Source organism: Luteimonas viscosa (genome assembly GCF_008244685.1).
Classification (GTDB): Bacteria; Pseudomonadota; Gammaproteobacteria; order Xanthomonadales; family Xanthomonadaceae; genus Luteimonas; species Luteimonas viscosa.
Genome location: NZ_VTFT01000001.1, coordinates 2,086,130 through 2,106,005 on the forward strand (window position 1 = coordinate 2,086,130; position 19,876 = coordinate 2,106,005).

A 19,876-nucleotide genomic window follows, 5' to 3' on the forward strand; every position below is an offset into this window, starting at 1 on the left:
GCGCATCGAACGACGCCCGCGTCGCGGTCGGCTTCATCGCGCAAGCGCCTTGAGCGTGTCGAGCCGGTCGGCCTCGGCCGCGGGCTTGTCGTGGCGCCAGCGGAGGATCCGCGGGAACCGCACGGCGATCCCGGACTTGTGCCGCGCCGAGCGGTTCACCGCCTCGAAGCCGAGCTCGAACACGTGCTGCCCCGGCACCGAGCGCACCGGGCCGAAGCGCTCGAGCGTATTGGCGCGGATCCAGCGGTCGAGCTTCAGGATCTGCGCATCGTCCAGGCCGCTGTAGGCCTTGGCCACCGGCACCAGCACGTCGCCGTCCCACAGGCCGAAGGTGTAGTCGGTGTACAGCGTGCTGCGGCGGCCGTGGCCGGATTGCGCGTAGATCAGCACGGCGTCGACGGTGAGCGGATCGATCTTCCACTTCCACCAGTCGCCGCGCCTGCGCCCGGACTGGTAGGCCGCGTCCGCGCGCTTGAGCATCAGCCCCTCGACGCCCCGCTCGCGCGCCTGCGCGCGCAGCTGCGCGGCGTGCGTCCAGTCGCGCGCCTCGACCCGGGGCGAGGCGACGATGCGCGGATCGTCGTGCGTGGCCAGCAGCGCCTCCAGCGCCGCGCGGCGTTGGTGCTGCGGGCGTTGCCGCCAGTCGACGCCGTCGAGTTCGAGCAGGTCGTACGCCTGCACCCGCACCGGCGTGTCGGCCAGCGTCTTGGCGCCAGGCTTGCGTCGCTGGATCCGGGTCTGCAGCGCGGTGAACGCCAGCGGCGCCTCGTCGTCCGCGCGCCAGGCAAGCAGTTCGCCGTCGAGCACGCAGTCGCGCGACAGCGAGGCCGCGGCGGCCTCGATCTCGGGAAAGCGGCCGTCCAGGCGTTCCTCGCCGCGCGACCACAGCGCCACCGCGCCGTCGCGGCGGATCATCTGCAGGCGGATGCCGTCCCATTTCCATTCCAGCAACCAGTCGCGCAGCGGACCGAGCGCGCGTTCGATCGCGGCCGGATCGTTGGCGAGTACCGACGCGCCGGGATCGACATCTTCAGGTTGGGCCTCCCTGGCATCGACTTCATCGACCGGCGCCCCCCGCGCCGCGTCCGGGTCTCCGCGCAACACCGCCTCCAGCGGCGTGGCCAGGAAGAACGGATACGGTTGCTGGCGGTCGCTCGCCAGCTCGCCGGGCGAGAGCAGCATCTCCAGGAACGCCGGCGTCGGCGCCCATTCGCCGAGCATGCGCTGGGCGATGCGGGCGATGTCGATGCCGCTCATCTCGGCCAGCGCCTGCTGCACCAGCCGCTGCGACACGCCCACCCGCAGCGCGCCGGTGAGCAGCTTGTTGAACAGCAGCCGCTCGTCGAAGGCGAGCGTGCGCCAGGCCTCGACCACCACCGCGCGGCGCACGTCCTCGTCGCGGTTGGCGACCGGCAGCAGGCGATGTTCGATCCAGTCGGCCAGGGCCACGTCCCGCGCGTCCTGCGCGGGATCGTCGAGCAGCAGGGCGAGCGTTTCGGCGAGGTCTCCGACCTGGTCGTAGCTGTCGTCGACCAGCCAGTCGGGCAGGCCGGCCTCGGCGGCGATCCATCCGCGCAGCTCGCGGGTGTTGGCGATACGCCGCTTCGCGCCCGCGACCTTGCCGCCGGCCAGCAGGTGCAATGCCCAGGCCGCATCGCGCGGCGGCGCCTCGCGGAAATAGCGCACCAGCGCCGCGCGCTTGTCGAGCGTGGCGGTGCTGCGGTCGAGTTCGCGGTAGAGGGTGGCGAAGCGGCGCATCAGTCCTCGTCCCCGTATCCGGTGCGGAACGCACCCGCATCGAGGCCGTCCTCGCACAGCTTGCGCACGATGGCGTCGGTGCTGCCATGGGTGGCGATCACCCGGGTGGCGCCGGTTTCGCGCACAGTGCGGATCAGGTCGGGCCAGTCGGCGTGGTCGGAGACCACGAAGCCGCGGTCGTAGTTGCGACGGCGGCGGTTGCCGCGGATCCGCATCCAGCCCGAGGCGAAGCCGGTCTGCGCGCGGCGGAAACGGCGCATCCACGCGCTGCCGGCGGCCGAAGGCGGCGCCAGCACCAGTCTTCCGGCGAAGTCCGCACCCCTGGCGAGTTCGGAGACCGTCTCGGTCGGGGGCAGGGCCACGCCTGCGCGCCGGTAGACCTCGACGCCGGTGGCGATCGCGCCATGCAGCAGCACCGGCGCGTCGACATGCGGCGCGAGCTCGGCCAGCACCCGTTGCGCCTTGCCCAGCGCGTAGCAGAACAGTACCGCGGCCACGCCTTCCACCTCGCAGTCTGCGCGCCACTGCGCGATCTCGCGCGCCACCTCGCCTGTGTCCGGCCAGCGGTACACGGGCAGGCCGAACGTCGCCTCGGTGATGAAGGTGTCGCAGGGCACGACCTCGAACGGCGCACAGGTGGGATCGGGCTGGCGCTTGTAGTCGCCCGAGGCGACCCACACCCGCCCCCGCGCCTCGATCCGCACCTGCGCCGAGCCGAGCACGTGTCCGGCCGGATGCAGCGACACCCGTGCCCCGCCGAGTTCGAACGGCTCGCCGTGTCCGCGCGCGTGGTAGCGCTGCGCGCCCAGCCGCCATTCCAGGATCGGCAGGCTCTCGCGGGTGCAGTGGTATTCGCCCATGCCGGCGCGGGCGTGGTCGCCATGGCCGTGGGTGATCACCGCGCGCGGCACCGGCCGCCACGGATCGATGTGGAAGTCGCCCGCCGGGCAGTACAGGCCTTCGGGACGCAGTTCGACCAGGTCGCGCACGCGCACCTCTGCGCTCAGGTACCGGCGCGCGCGCCGTGCGGCGGCGCGATGATGGGAAACAGGCGGGCGTGGCGGGTGGGCATCGGGTCGGCGTGCCGGGGCGTGAGGCATCGAGACTGGACCAGCGCGCGTGCAGGCCGGGCGAACGGGTGCGGCCTGAACATGCTGATCGGCGTGTTCATGATCGGCGCCTTCCCGTCTCACGGATTGAGACAGGCGACCGCCAGCCTCCCCGGATGGAGACTGCCCGCAAGCTGGCCATCCTCGCCGATGCCGCCAAGTACGACGCCTCGTGCGCGTCCAGCGGCGCGGGCAGGCGCGATTCCAGCCGCAGCGGCGGCATCGGTAGCACCGAGGGCATGGGCATCTGCCACAGCTACACGCCCGACGGGCGCTGCGTGTCGCTGCTGAAGATCCTGCTGACGAATTTCTGCGTCTATGACTGCGTCTATTGCGTGAACCGCGTATCGAGCAACGTGCCGCGCGCCCGGTTCGCGGTCGACGAAGTGGTCGCGCTGACCCTGGATTTCTACAGGCGCAACTACATCGAGGGCCTGTTCCTCTCCAGCGGCATCATCCGCAACGGCGACTACACGATGGAGCAGCTGGTGGAGGTGGCGCGCCGGCTGCGCGAGGAGCACCGCTTCGCCGGCTACATCCACCTCAAGACGATTCCCGAGGCCTCGCCGGAACTGCTGGCCGCCGCCGGTCGCCATGCCGACCGCCTGTCGATCAATGTCGAGCTGCCGACCGAATCCGGCCTCGCGCAACTGGCGCCGGAGAAGAGGATGCCGGCGATCCGCGGCGCGATGGGCGAGCTGCGCTGGCGGATCGAGGAATCGAAGCAGGACAAGCACGCCGCGATCGGCATCGGGTCCGTCGGCGGCAAGCCGAAGCGGCGCGCGCCGCGCTTCGCGCCCGCGGGCCAGAGCACGCAGATGATCGTGGGGGCCGATGGCGCGGACGACCGCGCGATCCTGTCGATGGCCGACAACCTCTACGGCAATTACCGCCTGCGCCGCGTCTACTACTCCGCGTTCAGCCCGATCCCCGACGCCAGCCGCGCCCTGCCGCCGCGCGCACCGCCGCTGCTGCGCGAACACCGGCTCTACCAGGCCGACTGGCTGCTGCGCTTCTACGACTACCGCGTGGACGAGATCGCCGACGGCCGCGGCGACGGCATGCTCGACCTCGACGTCGACCCCAAGCTCGGCTGGGCGCTGCGCCATCCCGAACGCTTCCCGGTGGACCTCAATCGCGCGCCGAAGGAACTGCTGCTGCGGGTCCCCGGGCTGGGCGTGCGCAACGTCAAGCGCGTGCTGATGGCGCGACGCCACGGGCGACTGCGCGTGGCCGACCTGGCGCGGCTGCGCGCGCCGATGTCGAAGCTGCTGCCGTTCGTGCAGCTGGCCGACCACCATCCGCAGCGCGCGCTCGACGACCCGCAGGCCCTGCGCGCGCGGCTGGCACCGCCACCGCGGCAGGCGTCGCTGTTCGAAGCCGCCACGACCGCCTGACGTGGCGCGATGGTCGGCGCGGATCGAGCCCTGCTGGGATGCGGAGGCGTGGCGCACGGTGGCGCGCGCCGCCTTGCGCGCGCAGGTCCCGCCGCAGGACCTCGACTGGATCGAGGGCGATCACGCCGCCAGCCTGCTCGCGGCGCCCGACGTCGTCGGCGCGCCGGTCCTGGTCGACGCGCCACGCGCGCCGAAGGCGCTGTTTGAACTCGCGCCCGCGGTGCTGTGCCATCGCGACCCGCAGCGCCTGGGCCTGCTGTACCGGCTGCTGTGGCGCACCGGGCATGGCGAGCCTGCGCTGCTGTCCAATCCCGCGGATGCCGACGTGCAGCGCGCGCAGGCACTGGCCCAGGCGGTGCGCCGCGACGCGCACAAGATGAAGGCCTTCGTGCGCTTCCGCGCGGTGCCCGGAGACGAGGGCGCGTTCATCGCCTGGTTCGAACCCGAACACCGCATCGTCGACAGGGTCGCCCCGTTCTTCGCGCGCCGCTTCGCCGGCATGCGGTGGGCGATCCTCACGCCGTACCGCAGCGCGGCCTGGGACGGCGCCACGCTCGCGTTCGGCGACGGCGGCGCGCGCAGCGACGCGCCCGACGACGATGCGCGCGAGGAACTCTGGCGCACCTACTACGCGCACATCTTCAACCCGGCGCGGATCAACCCGCGGATGATGCGCCAGGAGATGCCGGTGAAGTACTGGAAGCACCTGCCCGAGGCGCAGCTGCTGCCTTCGCTGCTGCAGGGCGCCGGCGCGCGCGTGCGCGACATGGCCGCGCGCGAGGCGCAGGCACCGCGGCGCAGGATTCCGCAACGACATCCGACGCAAACCGGGGGCAGGGGCGAACTTCCCTCCGGTAACGGCCGCAGCAGCGGGATTCGGGAGCGGCTCGACTCCGGTCCCGGTCCTGATCCGGGCACCGGTCCCGGGCAGTCGCTCGACACGCTGCGCGCCGCAGCCCGCGCCTGCCGCGCCTGCCCGCTGTGGGAACCGGCAACGCAGACCGTGTTCGGCGAGGGTCCGGCCGATGCGCGCGTGCTGCTGCTCGGCGAGCAGCCGGGCGACAGCGAGGACCTCACCGGGCGCCCGTTCACCGGCCCGGCGGGGCAGTTGCTGGACCGCGCGCTGGGCGAACTGGGCCTGGACCGCGCGCGCTTCTACCTGACCAATGCGGTGAAGCATTTCCGCTTCGAGCGGCGCGGCAAGCAGCGCCTGCATCGCAATCCGGAAGCGGCGCACGTCCAGGCCTGCCGCCCGTGGCTGGCGCGCGAACTGGAGCAGGTGCGGCCGGAGGTCGTCGTCTGCCTGGGTGCGACCGCGGCGCTGGCGCTGTTCGGCCGCGGCTTCCGGCTGATGGAGGATCGTGGCCAGTGGCGCACCCTGCGCGACGGCACGCGCGCCTTCGCCACCGTGCATCCGGCCTGGATCCTGCGCCAGCGCGACCCCGCCGCGCGCGAAGCCGCCTACACCGGCTTCGTCGCCGACCTCGCGCAACTCGCCGCCCCAGACGATTCCACGGATCCACCCACCCCGCCGTAGCCCGGGTAAGCGCAGCGCACCCGGGGCAATCCCCACCCCTCACCGAAACCCCACGCCTCCCGGGCCCGGATGCGGCCTGCGGCCTTATCCGGGCTACGCCGGCCCCGTAGCCCGGGTAAGCGCAGCGCACCCGGGGCAATCCCCACCCCTCACCGAAAACCCCACGCCTCCCGGACCCGGATGCGGCCTGCGGCCTTATCCGGGCTACGGCCGCCCGCGTTCCCGCGATCGCGCCATGTCCCGCACTTCCGCCCATCCACGGTTCGCGTTAGCGTCCGCGCACCCCCTTCGAGACCGCATGCATGACCCAGGACAGCGACCAGCAGGAGTTCCTCGTACTCTCGCGGGGCCAGTGGGATCGCGATGCCGGGCCCGAGGCGATCCAGGTTTCGATCGACGCGTTCTATCCCTGGCTCGAAGCCCATATCGCCGCCGGGCGGATGAAGACCGGCGAGCGACTGGCGCGCGCCGGTGCGACGGTGTCGCGCAAGGGCGTCGCCCTCGACGGCCCGTTCGGCGAAACCAAGGAGCTGGTGGGCGGTTACTGGTTCGTGGTCGCACCCACGCTGGAGGAAGCCGCGGCCCTGCTCGCCACCAGCCCGACCCTGGCGCACGGCCTGTTCTACGAAGTGCGGCCGCTGGAACCCGAACGTGCGAGCGCCTTTGCGCGGACCAGCGAGACGCCCGACTGAGGGCGCCGCCCGGGGGCGGGCGATGTCGGCCGACGGCGAGTCGTTCGAGGAAGCACGACCTCGATGCCTTACCGCAAGAAGCCCACGAGCCAAGGCCATGACGACCAAGTCCCCCCGTTCGACACCCACCCGCCACGCCACCGCCGCCGACACCCGCGCCGCGGTCGACGCGCTCATGGCCACGCTTGCGCATCCGTACAAGCCCGGCATCGAGGCGCTGCGCGAGGCGATCCTCGCGGTCGATCCCGCGATCGCCGAAGGCGTGAAGTGGAACGCGCCCAGCTTCCGCACCGGCGAGTACTTCGCCACCTTCCACCTACGCGCGAAGACCGGGATCGTGCTGATCCTGCACCTGGGCGCGAAGGCGCGGGTACTGCCCGGGGACGGGCTCGCCATCGACGATCCCGAGGGCCTGCTGGCATGGCTCGGCAAGGACCGCGCCCAGGTCGTGTTCGCCTACGACGCCGACGCCCGCAGGCGCATTCCCGCGCTGCAGGCGGTGCTGCGGCAGTGGATCCGCGTGGTGTGATGCGCGCACCGACGCGCATGGGCTGACGGCGCCGGATCACGTTCCGCACCCTCCGGCTTGACGTCCGGCAAGGCCGGTCGGGCGCCCGAGCGTCGCTCGGCGGGGGACGTGGCGTTCCTTCGCTGTGCTGACGCGGGAGGTCTCCGTGGGCGGATCGCTTTCTCCCTTCCCCGGGCGAGCAAGGCGCCGGAGGCCACCGTCCCGCCACACCCCGGTCGCAGAAGCAGAATGGCCACGCGGTTTTCCGTCGCGGCGGCTTTCGTCCACACTCTGCGGCTGCCACGCCACCGGATGCCGCCATGGCCTTCAGCTCGCCGCTGTTCATCACCTTCGCCGCCTACCTGCTGCTGATGGTCGGGATCGGCTTCGTGGCCTGGCGACGCACCCGCACTTTCGACGACTACATCCTCGGCGGGCGTTCGCTGGGCAGCTACGTCACCGCGCTGGCGGCCGGCGCCTCGGACATGAGCGGCTGGCTGATGATGGGCCTGCCCGGCGCGCTGTACCTGGGCGGCGCGTCGGAGGCGTGGATCGCGATCGGGCTGGTGATCGGGGCCTGGTGCAACTGGAAATACGTCGCCGGCCCGCTGCGCGTGTACACCGAGCGCACGCGCAACGCGCTGACCCTGCCGGACTACTTCACCCACCGCTTCGAGGACGGCAGCCGCCTGCTGCGCATCCTCTCGGCGCTGGTGATCCTGGTGTTCTTCGCCATCTACTGCGCCTCGGGCATCGTCGCCGGCGCGCGCCTGTTCGAAAGCATGTTCGGCCTGCCGTATGCGCAGGCGATGCTGTGGGGCGCGGCGGCGACCATCGCCTACACCTTCATCGGCGGCTTCCTCGCGGTGAGCTGGACCGACACCGTGCAGGCGACGCTGATGATCTTCGCCCTGCTGCTGGTGCCGGTGTTCGCGATCCTCGGCGTCGGCGGGCCGTCGCAGGCGCTGGCGCTGGTGGAACAGGTCGATCCCGCGCGCCTGCAGTGGCTGGGCGCGGGCGGCGGCATCGCCATCGTCTCCGCGCTCGCGTGGGGCCTGGGCTACGCCGGCCAGCCGCACGTGCTGGCGCGGTTCATGGCGGCCGACACCCTGGCCACGATCCCGCGCGCGCGCCGCATCGCCATGACCTGGATGGTGCTGTGCCTGGCCGGCGCGATGGCGACCGGCTTCTTCGGCATCGCCTGGTTCGCGGCGAACCCGGGCGTGGCCGGGCCGGTGGAGGCGAACCCGGAGCGCGTGTTCATCGCGCTGTCGGAACTGCTGTTCAACCCGTGGATCGCCGGCGTGCTGCTGTCGGCGATCCTGGCCGCGATCATGAGCACGCTGTCGGCGCAGCTGCTGGTGTGCTCGAGCGCGCTGACCGAGGATTTCTACCGCGGCTTCGTGCGCCCGCGCGCGGGCCATCGCGAACTGGTGTGGTTCGGCCGCGCGATGGTGCTGGCGGTGGCGCTGCTGGCGATGTGGATCGCGCGCGATCCCGACAGCCGCGTGCTCGGCCTGGTCGCCTACGCCTGGGCGGGATTCGGCGCGGCGTTCGGGCCGGTGGTGGTGCTGTCGCTCACCTGGAAGCGGATGACCCGCGATGGCGCGCTGGCCGGGATGGTGCTCGGCGCGGCCACGGTGATCCTGTGGAAGCAGACCGGCAGCCCGCTGTACGAGATGGTGCCCGGGGTGATCGCGGCGACGCTGGCGATCGTGGCCGTGAGCCTGCTCGGCAAGGCGCCGACGCAGGACGTGCAGGCGCGGCACGAGCAGGTGCGGCTGTCGTTGCGCGAGAACGGGTATTGAAGTGGCGCGGCGTCCCGGATGGGGCCGTTGGCCTTATCCGGGCTACATGGCTACGTAGCCCGGATAAGCGAAGCGCATCCGGGGAACCATCAACCCGACGCCCGCGCTCGATCTCCCGGACGCGAGACGCCACGACGACCAGACCTTGGTGCCTCGTCCGGACACGCGATGCGTGTCGGGGCCCTGGTGATCGCGGGCGTCCCGGATGCGGCCTTCGGCCTTATCCGGGCTACATGGATACGTAGCCCGGATAAGCGCAGCGCATCCGGGGACAGGCGAAGCGCATCAGGGAGCTCCATCACCGCATCCGACCACCCCTCCGCTCACTCCCCGCCGAGGATCTCCGCGGCATCCACCACCTCCACCCCCTGCAACTGCGACAGCAGCCGGTCGAGCCAGGCCTTGTGCGAGGCGCCGACGATCGACAGCACGCGGACGCCCGGCCGCTCGCGGAAGGTGGCGCCGATGTTCGCGACCATGCGCAGGTTGCGCAGGTCCCAGCCGGCGACGTACTGGCGCCCGAAGCGCTGCGGCGAACCTTCCTTCAGCGCCAGCGCGAAATCGCAGGCCATCGGCATGCGCTGGTAGTCCGCGCCGTTGGTGTGCCGGTACAGCGGCAGCAGGTCCGGCGCCTCGCGCAACGCCTGGTCGCGCGCGCGCAGCGCCCTGCATTCGGCAGGCGCGCTGTCCCAGGCGCCGCGGATCGCCTTGGCGAAGCCGTCCATGTCGTCGATGCGCAGGTTGTCGCCGGTGTGGTCGTCGGTCGGGAACACGCGCTGCAGGCCCAGACGCACGGCCAGCGCCGCGCCGATCGAGGTGTTCTCGTTGGCCGAGGCCGCACGCTTGCGCAGCGTTTCGACCAGGGCGGCATCGAGGCCGTCGCCTTCGCCGCGCTCGGCCTCGGGCAGGTGCAGCCATTGCACCAGAGCCGAGATGGGGTCGCCGGCGGCGAGGAAGGTCGCGGCCAGCCGGCGGCGCCGTGCGGCCGAGGGCGCGTCGGGCCAGGCGTCGAGCTGGGTCTGCACGGCGGCGATGGCGGCGGGCACATCGAGGCCGGTGGCGGCGCGCGCGGCGGCAGTGTCCGGGCAGTAGCTTGCGCCGCCTTCGGGATCGTAGACCGCAGGGTGCCGCGCCATCAGGTCGCAGGTTTCGCCGGGCATCGCCTCGATGGTGATGACCTGCGGCGCGAATGCTTCGAGCCGCTGCAGCAGCGGCTCCAGCGCGCCCGGCGCAAGGTCGCCTGGTTCTCCCTGCGCCAGATGCACGGTGCCGAGTACCAGCACGCGGGTGGGCTCGCCGGAGAAGGGTGCAGCGGACGTCGGCGCCGGGGTGGATTGCGCGAGCGCCGTCCCCGCGGGCGCGACGGCGAGCAGCAGGGCGGGCAACAGCGAACGGTGCATCACGGCCTCCGGGCGATGGCGCGGCGCGGAGGCATCCGCGCGGCGGCGCCATCAGACGCGAACACCGGCAGGCGTGCATGTCCGGATGGTCATGGTGACGATCGGGGCGGGAGCGGGTTTCGTGCGCGGGTGTCGTGTACGAACCTGGTTGTTCGCGGGTGCGATTGACGGTTCGCGTGCGGGGTGGAGGGGCGCGGTGTCCCGGATGCGCTGCGCTTATCCGGGCTACGGCTCTTCCTTCCCCCGCTGTGCGGGGGAAGGTGCCGAAGGCGTGCGGCTCGAAGATGCGCCTCAGAAATCCCAACGCGCCGACAGCGTCACCGGCACCGACACCCGGCTGCCGGTGTCGTTGATGCCGGCCAGGCCCAGGCCGCCGACCGCGCTGTCGTCGTCCTTCAGGTCGCCGACGTAGCGCACGCCGCTGGCGAGGGTGACGCTGAAGGTTTCGGACACCGGCATGATCACGCCCACGTCCAGCCCGCCGGTGGCCTGCCAGCCGGAGTCGTAGAACGGCGCATCGGCGATGGTGATGCCGGCATCGGGAATCTCGAACGTCGCACGGATCTCGTCGGTGCGGGTCGCGCCCAGGCGCGCGCCCACGTACGGACGCGCGGTGCCCGCGGTGCCGAAGTAATGGCGGTAGCCGACTTCGGCCGACAGCGCCTCGTAGTCGCCGAAGGTGCCGTACACCGGCAGCGTGGTGTCCAGCGCCGGCACGAACGCGCCGCCGACCTGCACCATGCCCTCGTCCGCGCGCGTCTGCCGCAGCTGGCCGAAGATCTCGCGGCGTTCGTCGAAGGCGTAGGCGAACTCGACGCCGTAGGTGGTGGCGAGGTCGTAGATCCGGTCGTGGCCGCGCGACTGGATGCGCAGCTCGGCGTCGACGCCGGCAAGTGCAGGATTCAGCGGGCCGAGGTCGGGCACCGCTGCGGTCGCGCCGTCGTGCACGTCGCCGCCGAGCGGCATGTCGACGCCGCCGAACAGCGACATCGAGAATCGGCCCGCCTCGGGCCCGGCGGCCTGCGCCGTGGTGGCGAACAGCGCGGTGAAGGGAAGGACGAGCCAGGTACGCATGTTGCAGCTCCGTTGAAGGGTTGGGGTGCGACGGCATCGCTGGCGATGCTGCCGATGCGACGCTAGGCAGCGCGCCGTTACCCAGCCGTCAACCATCGGCTTGTACGAAAGCTGTACAGCGCGGCGATGCGACCGGCGCCGCGCTTTTCCGTGCGCATGCACGGGAACTGACGGTTGCGCAGAGCTGCGCCACGTGCCGGCCCAGCCGCATCCGGGCCGGCCTCGCGTCGACGCGAGGCCATGCATCGTTTGGCGCGATGCACGCGCCGGGGCGCTCAGTCCGCCAGCAACCGCAGCGGCAGGTCGGTCGCGCCGATCGCGCGATTGCCGGCCGCGTCCACGGCGACCGCGCGCACGAGGTAGTCGCCGGCGGGCAGCGCCGCCGGATCCCAGCGCGCCTCGGCGACCTCGTCGCCGCGCACCAAGTTGCTGGCCACGTACAGGAAGCGCGTTCGCGAAGCGCCGTGCACGGTGATGCCGCTGTCGGCGGCGTAGGCGATGCGCACCGCGTCGGGATGCGCCGGCATGCGCGAGAAATCGAGGTTCATCGGCGGCGCCTCGAAGCCCGGCACGGGCGTGCCATCGGGGCGCAGCACCTGGTAGCCGATGCGGTGCAGGCCGAGCCGCCGCCGCGGCAGGTTGCCGTCGACCTGGTCCCAGGCGTCGACCACCACCTGCACCCCGCCGCCTTCGCGCGGCACCAGCACGCGGCCGTCCTCGCGCGCGGTCAGCGGCATGCCCGCATCGTCCAGCAGCGACACGCCCTCGATGCGCGGCGGCACCGTGTCGCGATAGCCGTGGAAGCCGAGCCGGATCGCATTGTGCTGGTGCCCGTACGGGCCGACGATCAGGTGCGTGTGTGCCTGCGCATTCACCGTGCCGAGCGCATCGCCCGCGCGGAAGCGCGTACCGCGCATGATCCGCACCCGCGACGGCCTGCCGTCCTCGTCGTGTTCGAACAGGAAGCGGCCCGGATCGAGGCTGCGGCCCTGCGGCGTGCGCCCGGCACGCAGGTGCACGTAGGACAGTTCGTCGATCGAGATGCCCTCGGCCTGGCCGCCGAAACTCCATGCCGCCAGCGGGCTGGTCACCTTGCCGTCGGCGATCGACAGCACGCGTGCGCCGACGTCGCCGCGCACGTCCAGGCCGTTGTGCAGGTGGCTGCGGCTCTCGCCGCTGAAGTTGCCGCGCACCTCGCCCAGGGTGCCGACCACCTCGTGCCAGCCATCCTGCGGTGCGAACGGCCAGCGCTGGCGCGTCGGCGGCAACGCGCGTGCAGGCGAGGGACCGACCGGGCCGTCGGCAAGCGCCATCGATCCCGCGTCTGCCGCATCCCGCCGCGACAGCCGGTGCAGGCGGTGGCCCGCCGCATCGGCCACCAGCAGGCTGCCGTCGGCGTCCAGCCACAGCGCCGACGGCCGCGCGAACCACTGCCGCGGCACGCTGCCGGAGAGCACGCGCGCGTTGCCGTCGCGCGAGACCTGCACGATCCGCCCCGGCGAGAGTTCGCCGACGTAGACCTGTCCGTCGTGGGTGGCGGCCAGCGACAGCGGCCGTCCGTGCAGCGCCTCCGCGTGCCAGGACGATGCGCGCCAGGTGTGCGCGGCGCCGTCGCGGTCGATCCAGCGCAGCGCGCGGTTGCCGGTGTCGGCGATCCACAGCGTGCCGTCGGCGGCCAGCGCCAGCGCGGTTGGCGTGTCGAACCGCGACGGATTGCCCGCGCCGCCGGCGAAGCCCGGCCCGTCGCCGCCGCCCAGCGTGCGCACGCGGCCATCGCGTTCGATCACGCGGATGCGGTCGTTCCAGGTATCGGCGACGTACACCCGCCCGGCCGCGTCCACCGCCACGCCCATCGGCGCGCGGAACTGCGCCAGCGCGCCGTCGCCGTCGCGGAAGCCGGCGATGCCGGTGCCGGCCAGCGTGGTGACGCGGCCCTGCGGCGTGACCTTGCGGATCGCGTGGTTGCCGGTGTCGGCAACGAACAGGTTGCCCAGCCGGTCGACCGCGAGCGCTGAGGGCGTGTGGAACTTCGCCGCCGCCCCGATGCCGTCGGTGAAGCCTTCGCTCGATCCGGCGAACGTGGTCACCCGGCCGTCGGGCGAGATCCGGCGGATGCGGTTGGCCTCGCCGCCGTCGGCCACGAACAGGCTGCCGTCGGGCCCGCGCACCAGCCCCCAGGGCTCGTCGAAGCGCGCGCCCAGCACGTGGCCGTCGCGCGCGCCGCGGTGGCCGTCGCCGGCAATCGGCTCGATGCGCGGCTGCCAGTCGAACGCGGTGGGCGCCAGCGACGGCGGGGGTGGGCGCAGCCAGTCGCGCAACGTTGGCCAGAAGAACGTCGCCGCCAGCGCCAGCGCGGTGAGCGCCGCGACCGCGACCAGCGCTCGGCGCGTCCGGTTCGACGCAGTCCGCGCGATTCTCCGGTTCAATCCAGCACGCGGCAGAACACCGCCTTGAGGTAGCGCGATTCCTGCACGTGGGCGAGGAACGGATGGTCGGCGCCGGCGCCGGACACCTTCAGCACCTGCACCGTGCGCCCGGCGTAGAACGCGGCGCGGCGCAGCATGTCGAGGAACTGCTCCTCGCTCACCAGGCCGGTGCAGGAGAACGTGGCCAGCAGCCCGCCGGGCTTCACCACGCCCAGCGCCAGCTTGTTCATGTCGAGGTACTTCTTCAGCGCGTTGATCACCTGGTCGCGGTCGCGGGTCATCTTCGCCGGGTCGAGGATCACCACGTCGAATTGCTCGCCGCCATTCGCCGCGTCGCGCAGCCAGGGGAAGATGTCGGCCTGGACGAAGCGCGGGCGCACGTTGTTGAGTTTCGCGTTGCCCCTGGCGATCTCGAGCACCGCCTCGTCGATGTCGATGCCCACCACCTCGCTGGCGCCGCGCGCGGCCGCGTACACGCCGAAGCCGCCCGTGTTGCAGCACAGATCGAGCACCCGCTTGCCGGTGCAGCGGCGCGACAGCCACTCGCGGTTGTCGCGCTGGTCGGCGAAGAAGCCGGTCTTGTGCGCGCCCGCAGGGTCCGCGCGGAAGCGGATGCCGTTCTCGACGATCACCGCCGGCGCCGCCGGCTGGCTGCCGCCGTAATCGAACGATTCCTGCTTCTGCACGTGCTCGTCGGCGAAGCTGTGGAAGCGGCAGCCGGGGAACTGCTCGCGCAGCGCAGCCTGGATCCACTCGCGATGGCGGTACATGCCGGCGCTGAAGAACTCGACCACCAGCAGGTCGTCGTAGCGGTCGACCACCAGGCCCGACAGCCCGTCGCCCTCGCTGTGCACCACGCGCCAGGCGTTGGTGGTTGCGTCGAGGTCGAGCACCTCGCGGCGAAGCTGCACCGCCTTCGCGATCTTCGCCGCGAACCAGGCCGCATCGACCGCGACATCGGGATCGGTCTCGAGGATCCGCAGCGCGATGCGCGAATGGCCGTTGTAGAAGCCGCGTCCGATCCACGCGCCGTCGATGCCGACGATGTCGACGATGCTGCCGGGCTTCGGCCGTGGCGTGGGCTTTTCCACCAGCTTCTGGAAGATCCAGGGGTGGTTGGAACGCCAGGCGTTCCGGAGGCGGACGGTGGGAATGGCATCGCTCATCGCGCCAGTGTATCCGCCCGCTTGACCGGGCCGGGCGCACGCCGCCAGAATGCGCGTCGAAGGGGAGTAGCTCCCAGCGCGACGGCCGTCATTTCGAGCAGCGATGCTCCGGTCCCGCGGCAGCCCGACCGGGCTGTGAGCAAGACCTTCGCCGCATCGGCGAAGGTGGGTCCCCGGAATCCCGTGCACGGAATCCGAGCCGCCCGCGCCTGCGGCCGTCCTCCACTCTCCTGCACGGAACTCCTCGATGGAAACGATCGGCAACGTCTGGCTGTGGGCCGGTTTCTCCGGCCTGGTGCTGCTCGCGCTCATGGTCGACCTGGTGCTGATGCGCCATGGCGGCGCGCACAAGGTCACGTTCAGGGAGGCGGCGTGGTGGAGCCTGGGCTGGGTGGTGCTGGCGCTCGCGTTCAACGCCGCCCTGTGGTGGTACGTGGGCCAGGACGCGGGGCCGGACGAGGCCCGCCGCATCGGCCTGGAGTTCCTGACCGGCTACCTGGTCGAGAAGGCGCTGGCGGTCGACAACATCTTCGTGTTCCTGATGCTGATGACCTACTTCGCCGTGCCGGAGGAGCAGCGCCAGCGGGTGCTGGTGATCGGCATCCTGGGTGCGATCGTGCTGCGCGCGATCCTGATCTTCGCCGGCGCGGCGCTGATCGCGAACTTCCACTGGATGCTCTACGTGTTCGGCGTGTTCCTGCTGCTCACCGGCATCAAGATGTGGTTCGCGGCCGGCAAGGCGCCCGACCTCGAAAACAATCCGGTGCTGCGCTGGCTGACCGCGCACGTGCCCTTCATCCGCCGCTATCACGGCAGCGCGCTGTGGCTGGGCAGCGGCCGCCGGCGCAAGTTCACCCCCCTGTTCATCGTGCTGGTGATGATCGGCATCACCGACGTGATCTTCGCGGTGGACTCGATCCCGGCGATCTTCGCCATCACCACCGATCCGTTCATCGTGCTGACCTCGAACGTGTTCGCGGTGCTGGGGCTGCGCGCGATGTTCTTCCTGGTGGCCGGCATGGCCGAGCGCTTCCACCTGCTGCCCTACGGGCTGGCGATCGTGCTGGTATTCATCGGCGCGAAGATGCTGCTGGTCGACCTGTACAAGATCCCGGTGCTGTGGTCGCTGGCGGTGGTGGCGGCGATCCTGGCGACCACCATCGCCCTGAGCCTGGCGCGCCCGCCGCGCGCCGCGGCCGGCCACTGAGGCGGGGTGGCCGGCCGGGACGGGCGCCGTTGCGGCGGCGCCCGCCGCAGCGGCTCCCCTTGCATCGGCGCAATCCGCCGCCACCTCCCGACGATGTACCTGCCCACGCCCGACGACGCGCACGACCCCGAGGCCCAGCGCGCGGCCGACAAGCGCCGGCTGGCCTCCGCGGCCAAGGGCAGCGTGGTGTTCGTGCTGGCGCTGGTGATCGTGTTCGGCCTGCAGGGCCTGGGCGACTACCGCGCGTTCGCGGTCGCGCCGCGCGCGCTGGACGGGCTGTTGGGCCTGCTCACCGCGCCACTGCTGCACGGCTCGCCCGAGCACCTGGTCGCGAACGCGACGGCGCTGCTACTGCTCGGCACGCTGGCGCTGGCGGTGTATCCGCGCGCCACGCTGCGCGCGCTGCCGCTGATGTGGCTGGGCTCGGGCCTGGGCGCGTGGCTGCTGGGCGATGCGGGCTCGTTCCACCTCGGCGCCAGCGGGCTCACACACGGCCTGATGTTCCTGGTGTTCGTGCTCGGGTTGCTGCGCCGCGACCGGCCCTCGATCGCGGCCGGCATGATCGCATTCCTGTTCTACGGCGGCATGCTGCTCACCGTGCTGCCGCAGGAGCCGGGCGTGTCTTGGCAGTCGCACCTGGGCGGGGCGCTGGGCGGCAGCGTCGCCGCGTTCCTGTTGCGCCGCGCCGACCCGGTACCGCCGCGCCGGCGCTACAGCTGGGAGATCGAAGAGGAAGAAGCCGAGCGCGCCGCGCAGGCCGAGCGCGACACCTACGAGCCGGGCTCGCCGCGGGACGTGCCGGTGCTGTGGCATCGCGATGCGCAGGAAGACGCGCGCGAGGAAAAGCGTGGCGTGGTGCTGCGGTTTCCGCCGCGGGAGCGGTAGCCCTCGTCGCACTCGTCCCTCGCGCCCTGGCTTGTCATTCCGAGCGCAGCGAGGAATCTGGCACCGCGTGGCGCGCAGGGCTTGCGTTACGCACAGATTCCTCACTGCGCTCGGAATGACAGCGGGATGGTTCGGAATGCCAGATCGCGTAGCCCGGATAAGGCCAACGGCCGCATCCGGGTCCCACGTCAACGGGACGACCCCCTCGATCGCGTATCGCCCCGTCGTCGCGCGAAGACGTGCGCATCCGGACCACACCCGTCACGCAGTCGCGGCCCGAGACGGTGCGGATCGTGTACGGTGTCGCCTCCCCGATGCGGAGAGGACGGCATGCGGCGATCCTGGTGGCTGGACATGGCGGCGATCGTGTTGCTCGCCGCGACCTCGAGCGCGGCGATGGCGTCGGAACCCGGCGAATCGGTCACCGCGAACACGTCGCCCGCACCGCGCCTGATCGCCTACCTGCTCGATCGCGACGCCCCGCTGCCACCCGTCGATGCCGGCAAGCTCGATACCGTCGTGTACTCCTTCGCCGTGGTCGACGCCGACCACCGCGTGCACCTGCCGCGCGAAGGCATGGCCGAGCGCCTGACCAAACTGGCCGAACGCCGCGACGGCGCACCACGCGCCGACGTGCTGCTCGCCATCGGCGGCTGGGGCGCGGACCACTTCTCCGAAGCCGCCGCCACGCCGGACGCGCGTCGCACCTTCGCCGACACCGCCGTCGCACTGGTGCGCACGCACGACCTCGACGGCCTCGACATCGACTGGGAATACCCCGCCCTGCCCGGCCCCGGCATCAGCCACTCGCCGGCCGACCGGGACACCTTCCCCCTGCTGCTGCAGGCGCTGCGCGAGGCGCTCGACGCGCTGTCGGCGCAGACCGGCCGCCGCTACCAGCTGACCATCGCCGCCGCCGACGGCGAGGCCGCGGGCGGCCTCGACCTGCCGCGCATCGTGCCGCTGGTCGACGCCATCCACCTGATGACCTACGACTTCTTCGGCGCCGGCAGCGCGCGCACCGGGCACCACGCGGGGCTGTACCGCTCGGCGGGCGCGAGCGGCGCCAGCGATCGCGACACTACGCGCGCGGTCGACGAATTCCTCGCCGCCGGCGTGCCGCCGCACAAGCTGGTGCCGGGCGCGGCCTTCTACGGCAAGGCCTTCCGCACCACCACCGCGGATAACGCCGGCCTGCACCAGCCGTTCGCCGGCGAGGTCGCGTTCGTGACCTGGGCCGAACTGCAGCGCGGTTACCTCGACACGCCCGTGTTCGAACGCCATCGTGATCCGCAGGCGCAGGCCGCGTGGCTGTGGAACGCGGGTACGCGCAGCTTCGTCAGCTACGAGAGCCCGGACGCGATCCGCGCCAAGGCCGCCTACACACGCCTGCGTGGCCTGGGCGGGATGATGTTCTGGGAGCTCGGCGGCGACGATAAACGCGGCACGCTGCTCGAGGCCGCGCATCGGGGGCTGCGTGGCGGAGACGACTGAGGACGAGATAGGCGGTCGGGGTGTCATCGTGTTGGCGTGAGGCGGTCCCGGATGCGGCCGTTGGCCTTATCCGGGCTACGCGGGCGGCTGGCGGCGCGGGGCCGGCGCCGCGCGCACTGATCCGGGGCGGTGCGGCCGCGCCGCTACAATCGGCCCATGCGCACCGCCGCCCTGCTGCCCTCCTGCCTGCTCGCGGCCTGCACCAGCGGAGGCGGCACGATGCAGTCCACGGCCGAACGGGTCGATTCGATGATGGCGGCCTACGACGGGCAGGTGCCCGGCGCGGCGCTGCTGGTCGTGCGCGATGGCGTGCCGGTCGTGCGCAAGGGCTACGGTCTGGCCGACCTGGAGCGCGGCATCGCCGTCGGCCCGGACACGAACTTCCGCCTGGCCTCGGTGAGCAAGCAGTTCACCGCTGCGGCGATCCTGCTGCTGGCGCAGGACGGCGCGCTGTCGCTGGACGATCCCGTCCGCCGCTGGCTGCCGTCGCTGCCCGCCGCGGCCGACGGCATCACCGTGCACCACCTGCTCAGCCACACCTCGGGCCTGGTCGACTATGAGGACGTGATGCCGGACGCGATCGAGGGCCAGCTGCACGACGCCGACGTGCTGCGCCTGCTGGAGACGCAGGACCGCCTGTACTTCGCGCCCGGCAGCGACTACCGCTACAGCAACAGCGGCTATGCGCTGCTCGCGCTGGTCGTCGGCCGGGCCTCGGGCCAGGATTTCGCCACGTTCCTGCGCGACCGCATCTTCCGGCCGTTGGGCATGGACAACACGCTCGCGTTCGAGGACGGCGTCTCCACCGTCCCCCGCCGCGCCTACGGCTACAGCGCGTCCGGCGACGGCTGGACCCGCACCGACCAGAGCAGCACCAGCGCGGTGCTCGGCGACGGCGGCATCTACTCGTCGATCGACGACCTGGCGAAATGGGACGCCGCGCTGCGCGACGACCGCCTGCTATCGGACGCCTCGCGCGCCCTCGCCTTCACCGCGCACACCGCCACCGACGAGGCCAACGTGGACGGCTACGGATACGGCTGGCGACTCCACGGCGAAGGCGCGGACCGGCTGCTCTGGCACTCGGGCGAAACCATCGGCTTCCGCAACGTGATCCTGCGCTGGCCGGAGAAAGGTTTGACCGTGGTGCTGCTCACTAACCGGAATGATCCGGAGCCGTATGCGCTGGCGCGGCGGATTGCGGCGGAATTCCAGTAGCCGAGGGCCAAGGCGGAGGGCAAGTGCCCGACGCCCGTGTACGCGCCGACCACTTCTCCGCGCAGGCGCGTGCCGCTGGCGCGACGCTTCGGTCAGGGCCTGACCCGCGATCCCGACGTACGGCCGCGCTCCTGCTTGACCTCGAGATTGGTTGAGGTACTAGCCTCTTCGCGACGGTGGACGAGGTTGCGACCCGG

At 71.9% G+C, this 19,876-nt stretch carries 16 protein-coding genes; 9 read left to right on the forward strand and 7 right to left on the reverse strand.

Annotated elements, in window-relative coordinates; translation table 11 throughout:
* Positions 1 to 33: 33 nt before the first annotated feature.
* From FZO89_RS09230 to FZO89_RS18830, 3 genes are read right to left on the reverse strand one after another with little or no spacing between them, the layout of a single operon-like run.
* The gene (locus FZO89_RS09230) at positions 34 to 1,758 is read right to left on the reverse strand and encodes a cisplatin damage response ATP-dependent DNA ligase (RefSeq protein WP_149102975.1); all 1,725 of its coding nucleotides are present in this window, start codon (positions 1,756 to 1,758) and stop codon (positions 34 to 36) included.
* On the reverse strand, positions 1,758 to 2,747 hold the full coding sequence (locus FZO89_RS09235; RefSeq protein WP_262378590.1) for a ligase-associated DNA damage response exonuclease: 990 nt from the start codon (positions 2,745 to 2,747) through the stop codon (positions 1,758 to 1,760). The genes FZO89_RS09230 and FZO89_RS09235 overlap by 1 nt, the downstream gene beginning before the upstream one ends.
* Before the next feature lie 14 nt (positions 2,748 to 2,761).
* Positions 2,762 to 2,929: a hypothetical protein gene (locus FZO89_RS18830; RefSeq protein WP_262378591.1), complete on the reverse strand. Its 168-nt coding sequence runs from the start codon at positions 2,927 to 2,929 to the stop codon at positions 2,762 to 2,764.
* Between the two features lie 54 nt (positions 2,930 to 2,983).
* On the opposite strand from FZO89_RS18830, the gene FZO89_RS09240 reads away from it, so the two are divergent.
* The 5 genes from FZO89_RS09240 to putP all read left to right on the forward strand — a co-directional run bounded on the left by FZO89_RS09240 (position 2,984) and on the right by putP (position 8,809).
* Positions 2,984 to 4,264, forward strand: coding sequence for a putative DNA modification/repair radical SAM protein (locus tag FZO89_RS09240; protein ID WP_149102977.1), 1,281 nt, complete (start codon positions 2,984 to 2,986; stop codon positions 4,262 to 4,264).
* A gap of 1 nt (position 4,265) precedes the next feature.
* Positions 4,266 to 5,801, forward strand: a complete 1,536-nt coding sequence (locus tag FZO89_RS09245) for a UdgX family uracil-DNA binding protein (RefSeq protein WP_262378592.1) — start codon at positions 4,266 to 4,268, stop codon at positions 5,799 to 5,801.
* Positions 5,802 to 6,103: 302 nt separating this feature from the next.
* Complete coding sequence (locus tag FZO89_RS09250) at positions 6,104 to 6,493, forward strand: YciI family protein (protein WP_149102978.1); 390 nt, start codon at positions 6,104 to 6,106, stop codon at positions 6,491 to 6,493.
* A gap of 97 nt (positions 6,494 to 6,590) precedes the next feature.
* Positions 6,591 to 7,022: a DUF1801 domain-containing protein gene (locus FZO89_RS09255; RefSeq protein WP_149102979.1), complete on the forward strand. Its 432-nt coding sequence runs from the start codon at positions 6,591 to 6,593 to the stop codon at positions 7,020 to 7,022.
* A 299-nt stretch (positions 7,023 to 7,321) separates the two neighbouring features.
* Positions 7,322 to 8,809, forward strand: a complete 1,488-nt coding sequence (gene putP, locus FZO89_RS09260; protein WP_149102980.1) for a sodium/proline symporter PutP — start codon at positions 7,322 to 7,324, stop codon at positions 8,807 to 8,809.
* A gap of 323 nt (positions 8,810 to 9,132) precedes the next feature.
* Here putP and FZO89_RS09265 read toward each other — a convergent pair whose 3' ends face one another.
* From FZO89_RS09265 to FZO89_RS09280, 4 genes are all read right to left on the reverse strand, one after another.
* Positions 9,133 to 10,209, reverse strand: coding sequence for a DUF5694 domain-containing protein (locus FZO89_RS09265; RefSeq protein ID WP_149102981.1), 1,077 nt, complete (start codon positions 10,207 to 10,209; stop codon positions 9,133 to 9,135).
* Positions 10,210 to 10,500: 291 nt separating this feature from the next.
* Positions 10,501 to 11,283 (reverse strand): hypothetical protein, encoded by a 783-nt coding sequence (locus FZO89_RS09270; RefSeq protein ID WP_149102982.1) that lies wholly within the window; start codon positions 11,281 to 11,283, stop codon positions 10,501 to 10,503.
* A 275-nt stretch (positions 11,284 to 11,558) separates the two neighbouring features.
* The gene (locus tag FZO89_RS09275) at positions 11,559 to 13,709 is read right to left on the reverse strand and encodes an NHL repeat-containing protein (RefSeq protein ID WP_262378593.1); all 2,151 of its coding nucleotides are present in this window, start codon (positions 13,707 to 13,709) and stop codon (positions 11,559 to 11,561) included.
* Positions 13,706 to 14,875 (reverse strand): class I SAM-dependent rRNA methyltransferase, encoded by a 1,170-nt coding sequence (locus FZO89_RS09280; RefSeq protein ID WP_149102983.1) that lies wholly within the window; start codon positions 14,873 to 14,875, stop codon positions 13,706 to 13,708. Before FZO89_RS09280 ends, FZO89_RS09275 begins: the two co-directional genes overlap by 4 nt.
* A 247-nt stretch (positions 14,876 to 15,122) precedes the next feature.
* On the opposite strand from FZO89_RS09280, the gene FZO89_RS09285 reads away from it, so the two are divergent.
* The 4 genes from FZO89_RS09285 (at position 15,123) to FZO89_RS09300 (ending at position 19,679) form a co-directional block, all read left to right on the forward strand.
* Positions 15,123 to 16,082 (forward strand): TerC family protein, encoded by a 960-nt coding sequence (locus FZO89_RS09285; protein ID WP_149102984.1) that lies wholly within the window; start codon positions 15,123 to 15,125, stop codon positions 16,080 to 16,082.
* A 93-nt stretch (positions 16,083 to 16,175) separates the two neighbouring features.
* Positions 16,176 to 16,967: a rhomboid family intramembrane serine protease gene (locus FZO89_RS09290; protein ID WP_149102985.1), complete on the forward strand. Its 792-nt coding sequence runs from the start codon at positions 16,176 to 16,178 to the stop codon at positions 16,965 to 16,967.
* A gap of 330 nt (positions 16,968 to 17,297) precedes the next feature.
* Positions 17,298 to 18,461, forward strand: a complete 1,164-nt coding sequence (locus FZO89_RS09295; RefSeq protein ID WP_187471106.1) for a glycoside hydrolase family 18 protein — start codon at positions 17,298 to 17,300, stop codon at positions 18,459 to 18,461.
* 219 nt (positions 18,462 to 18,680) lie between these two features.
* Positions 18,681 to 19,679, forward strand: a complete 999-nt coding sequence (locus FZO89_RS09300; RefSeq protein ID WP_425480463.1) for a serine hydrolase domain-containing protein — start codon at positions 18,681 to 18,683, stop codon at positions 19,677 to 19,679.
* The last annotated feature ends 197 nt before the right edge of the window (positions 19,680 to 19,876 follow it).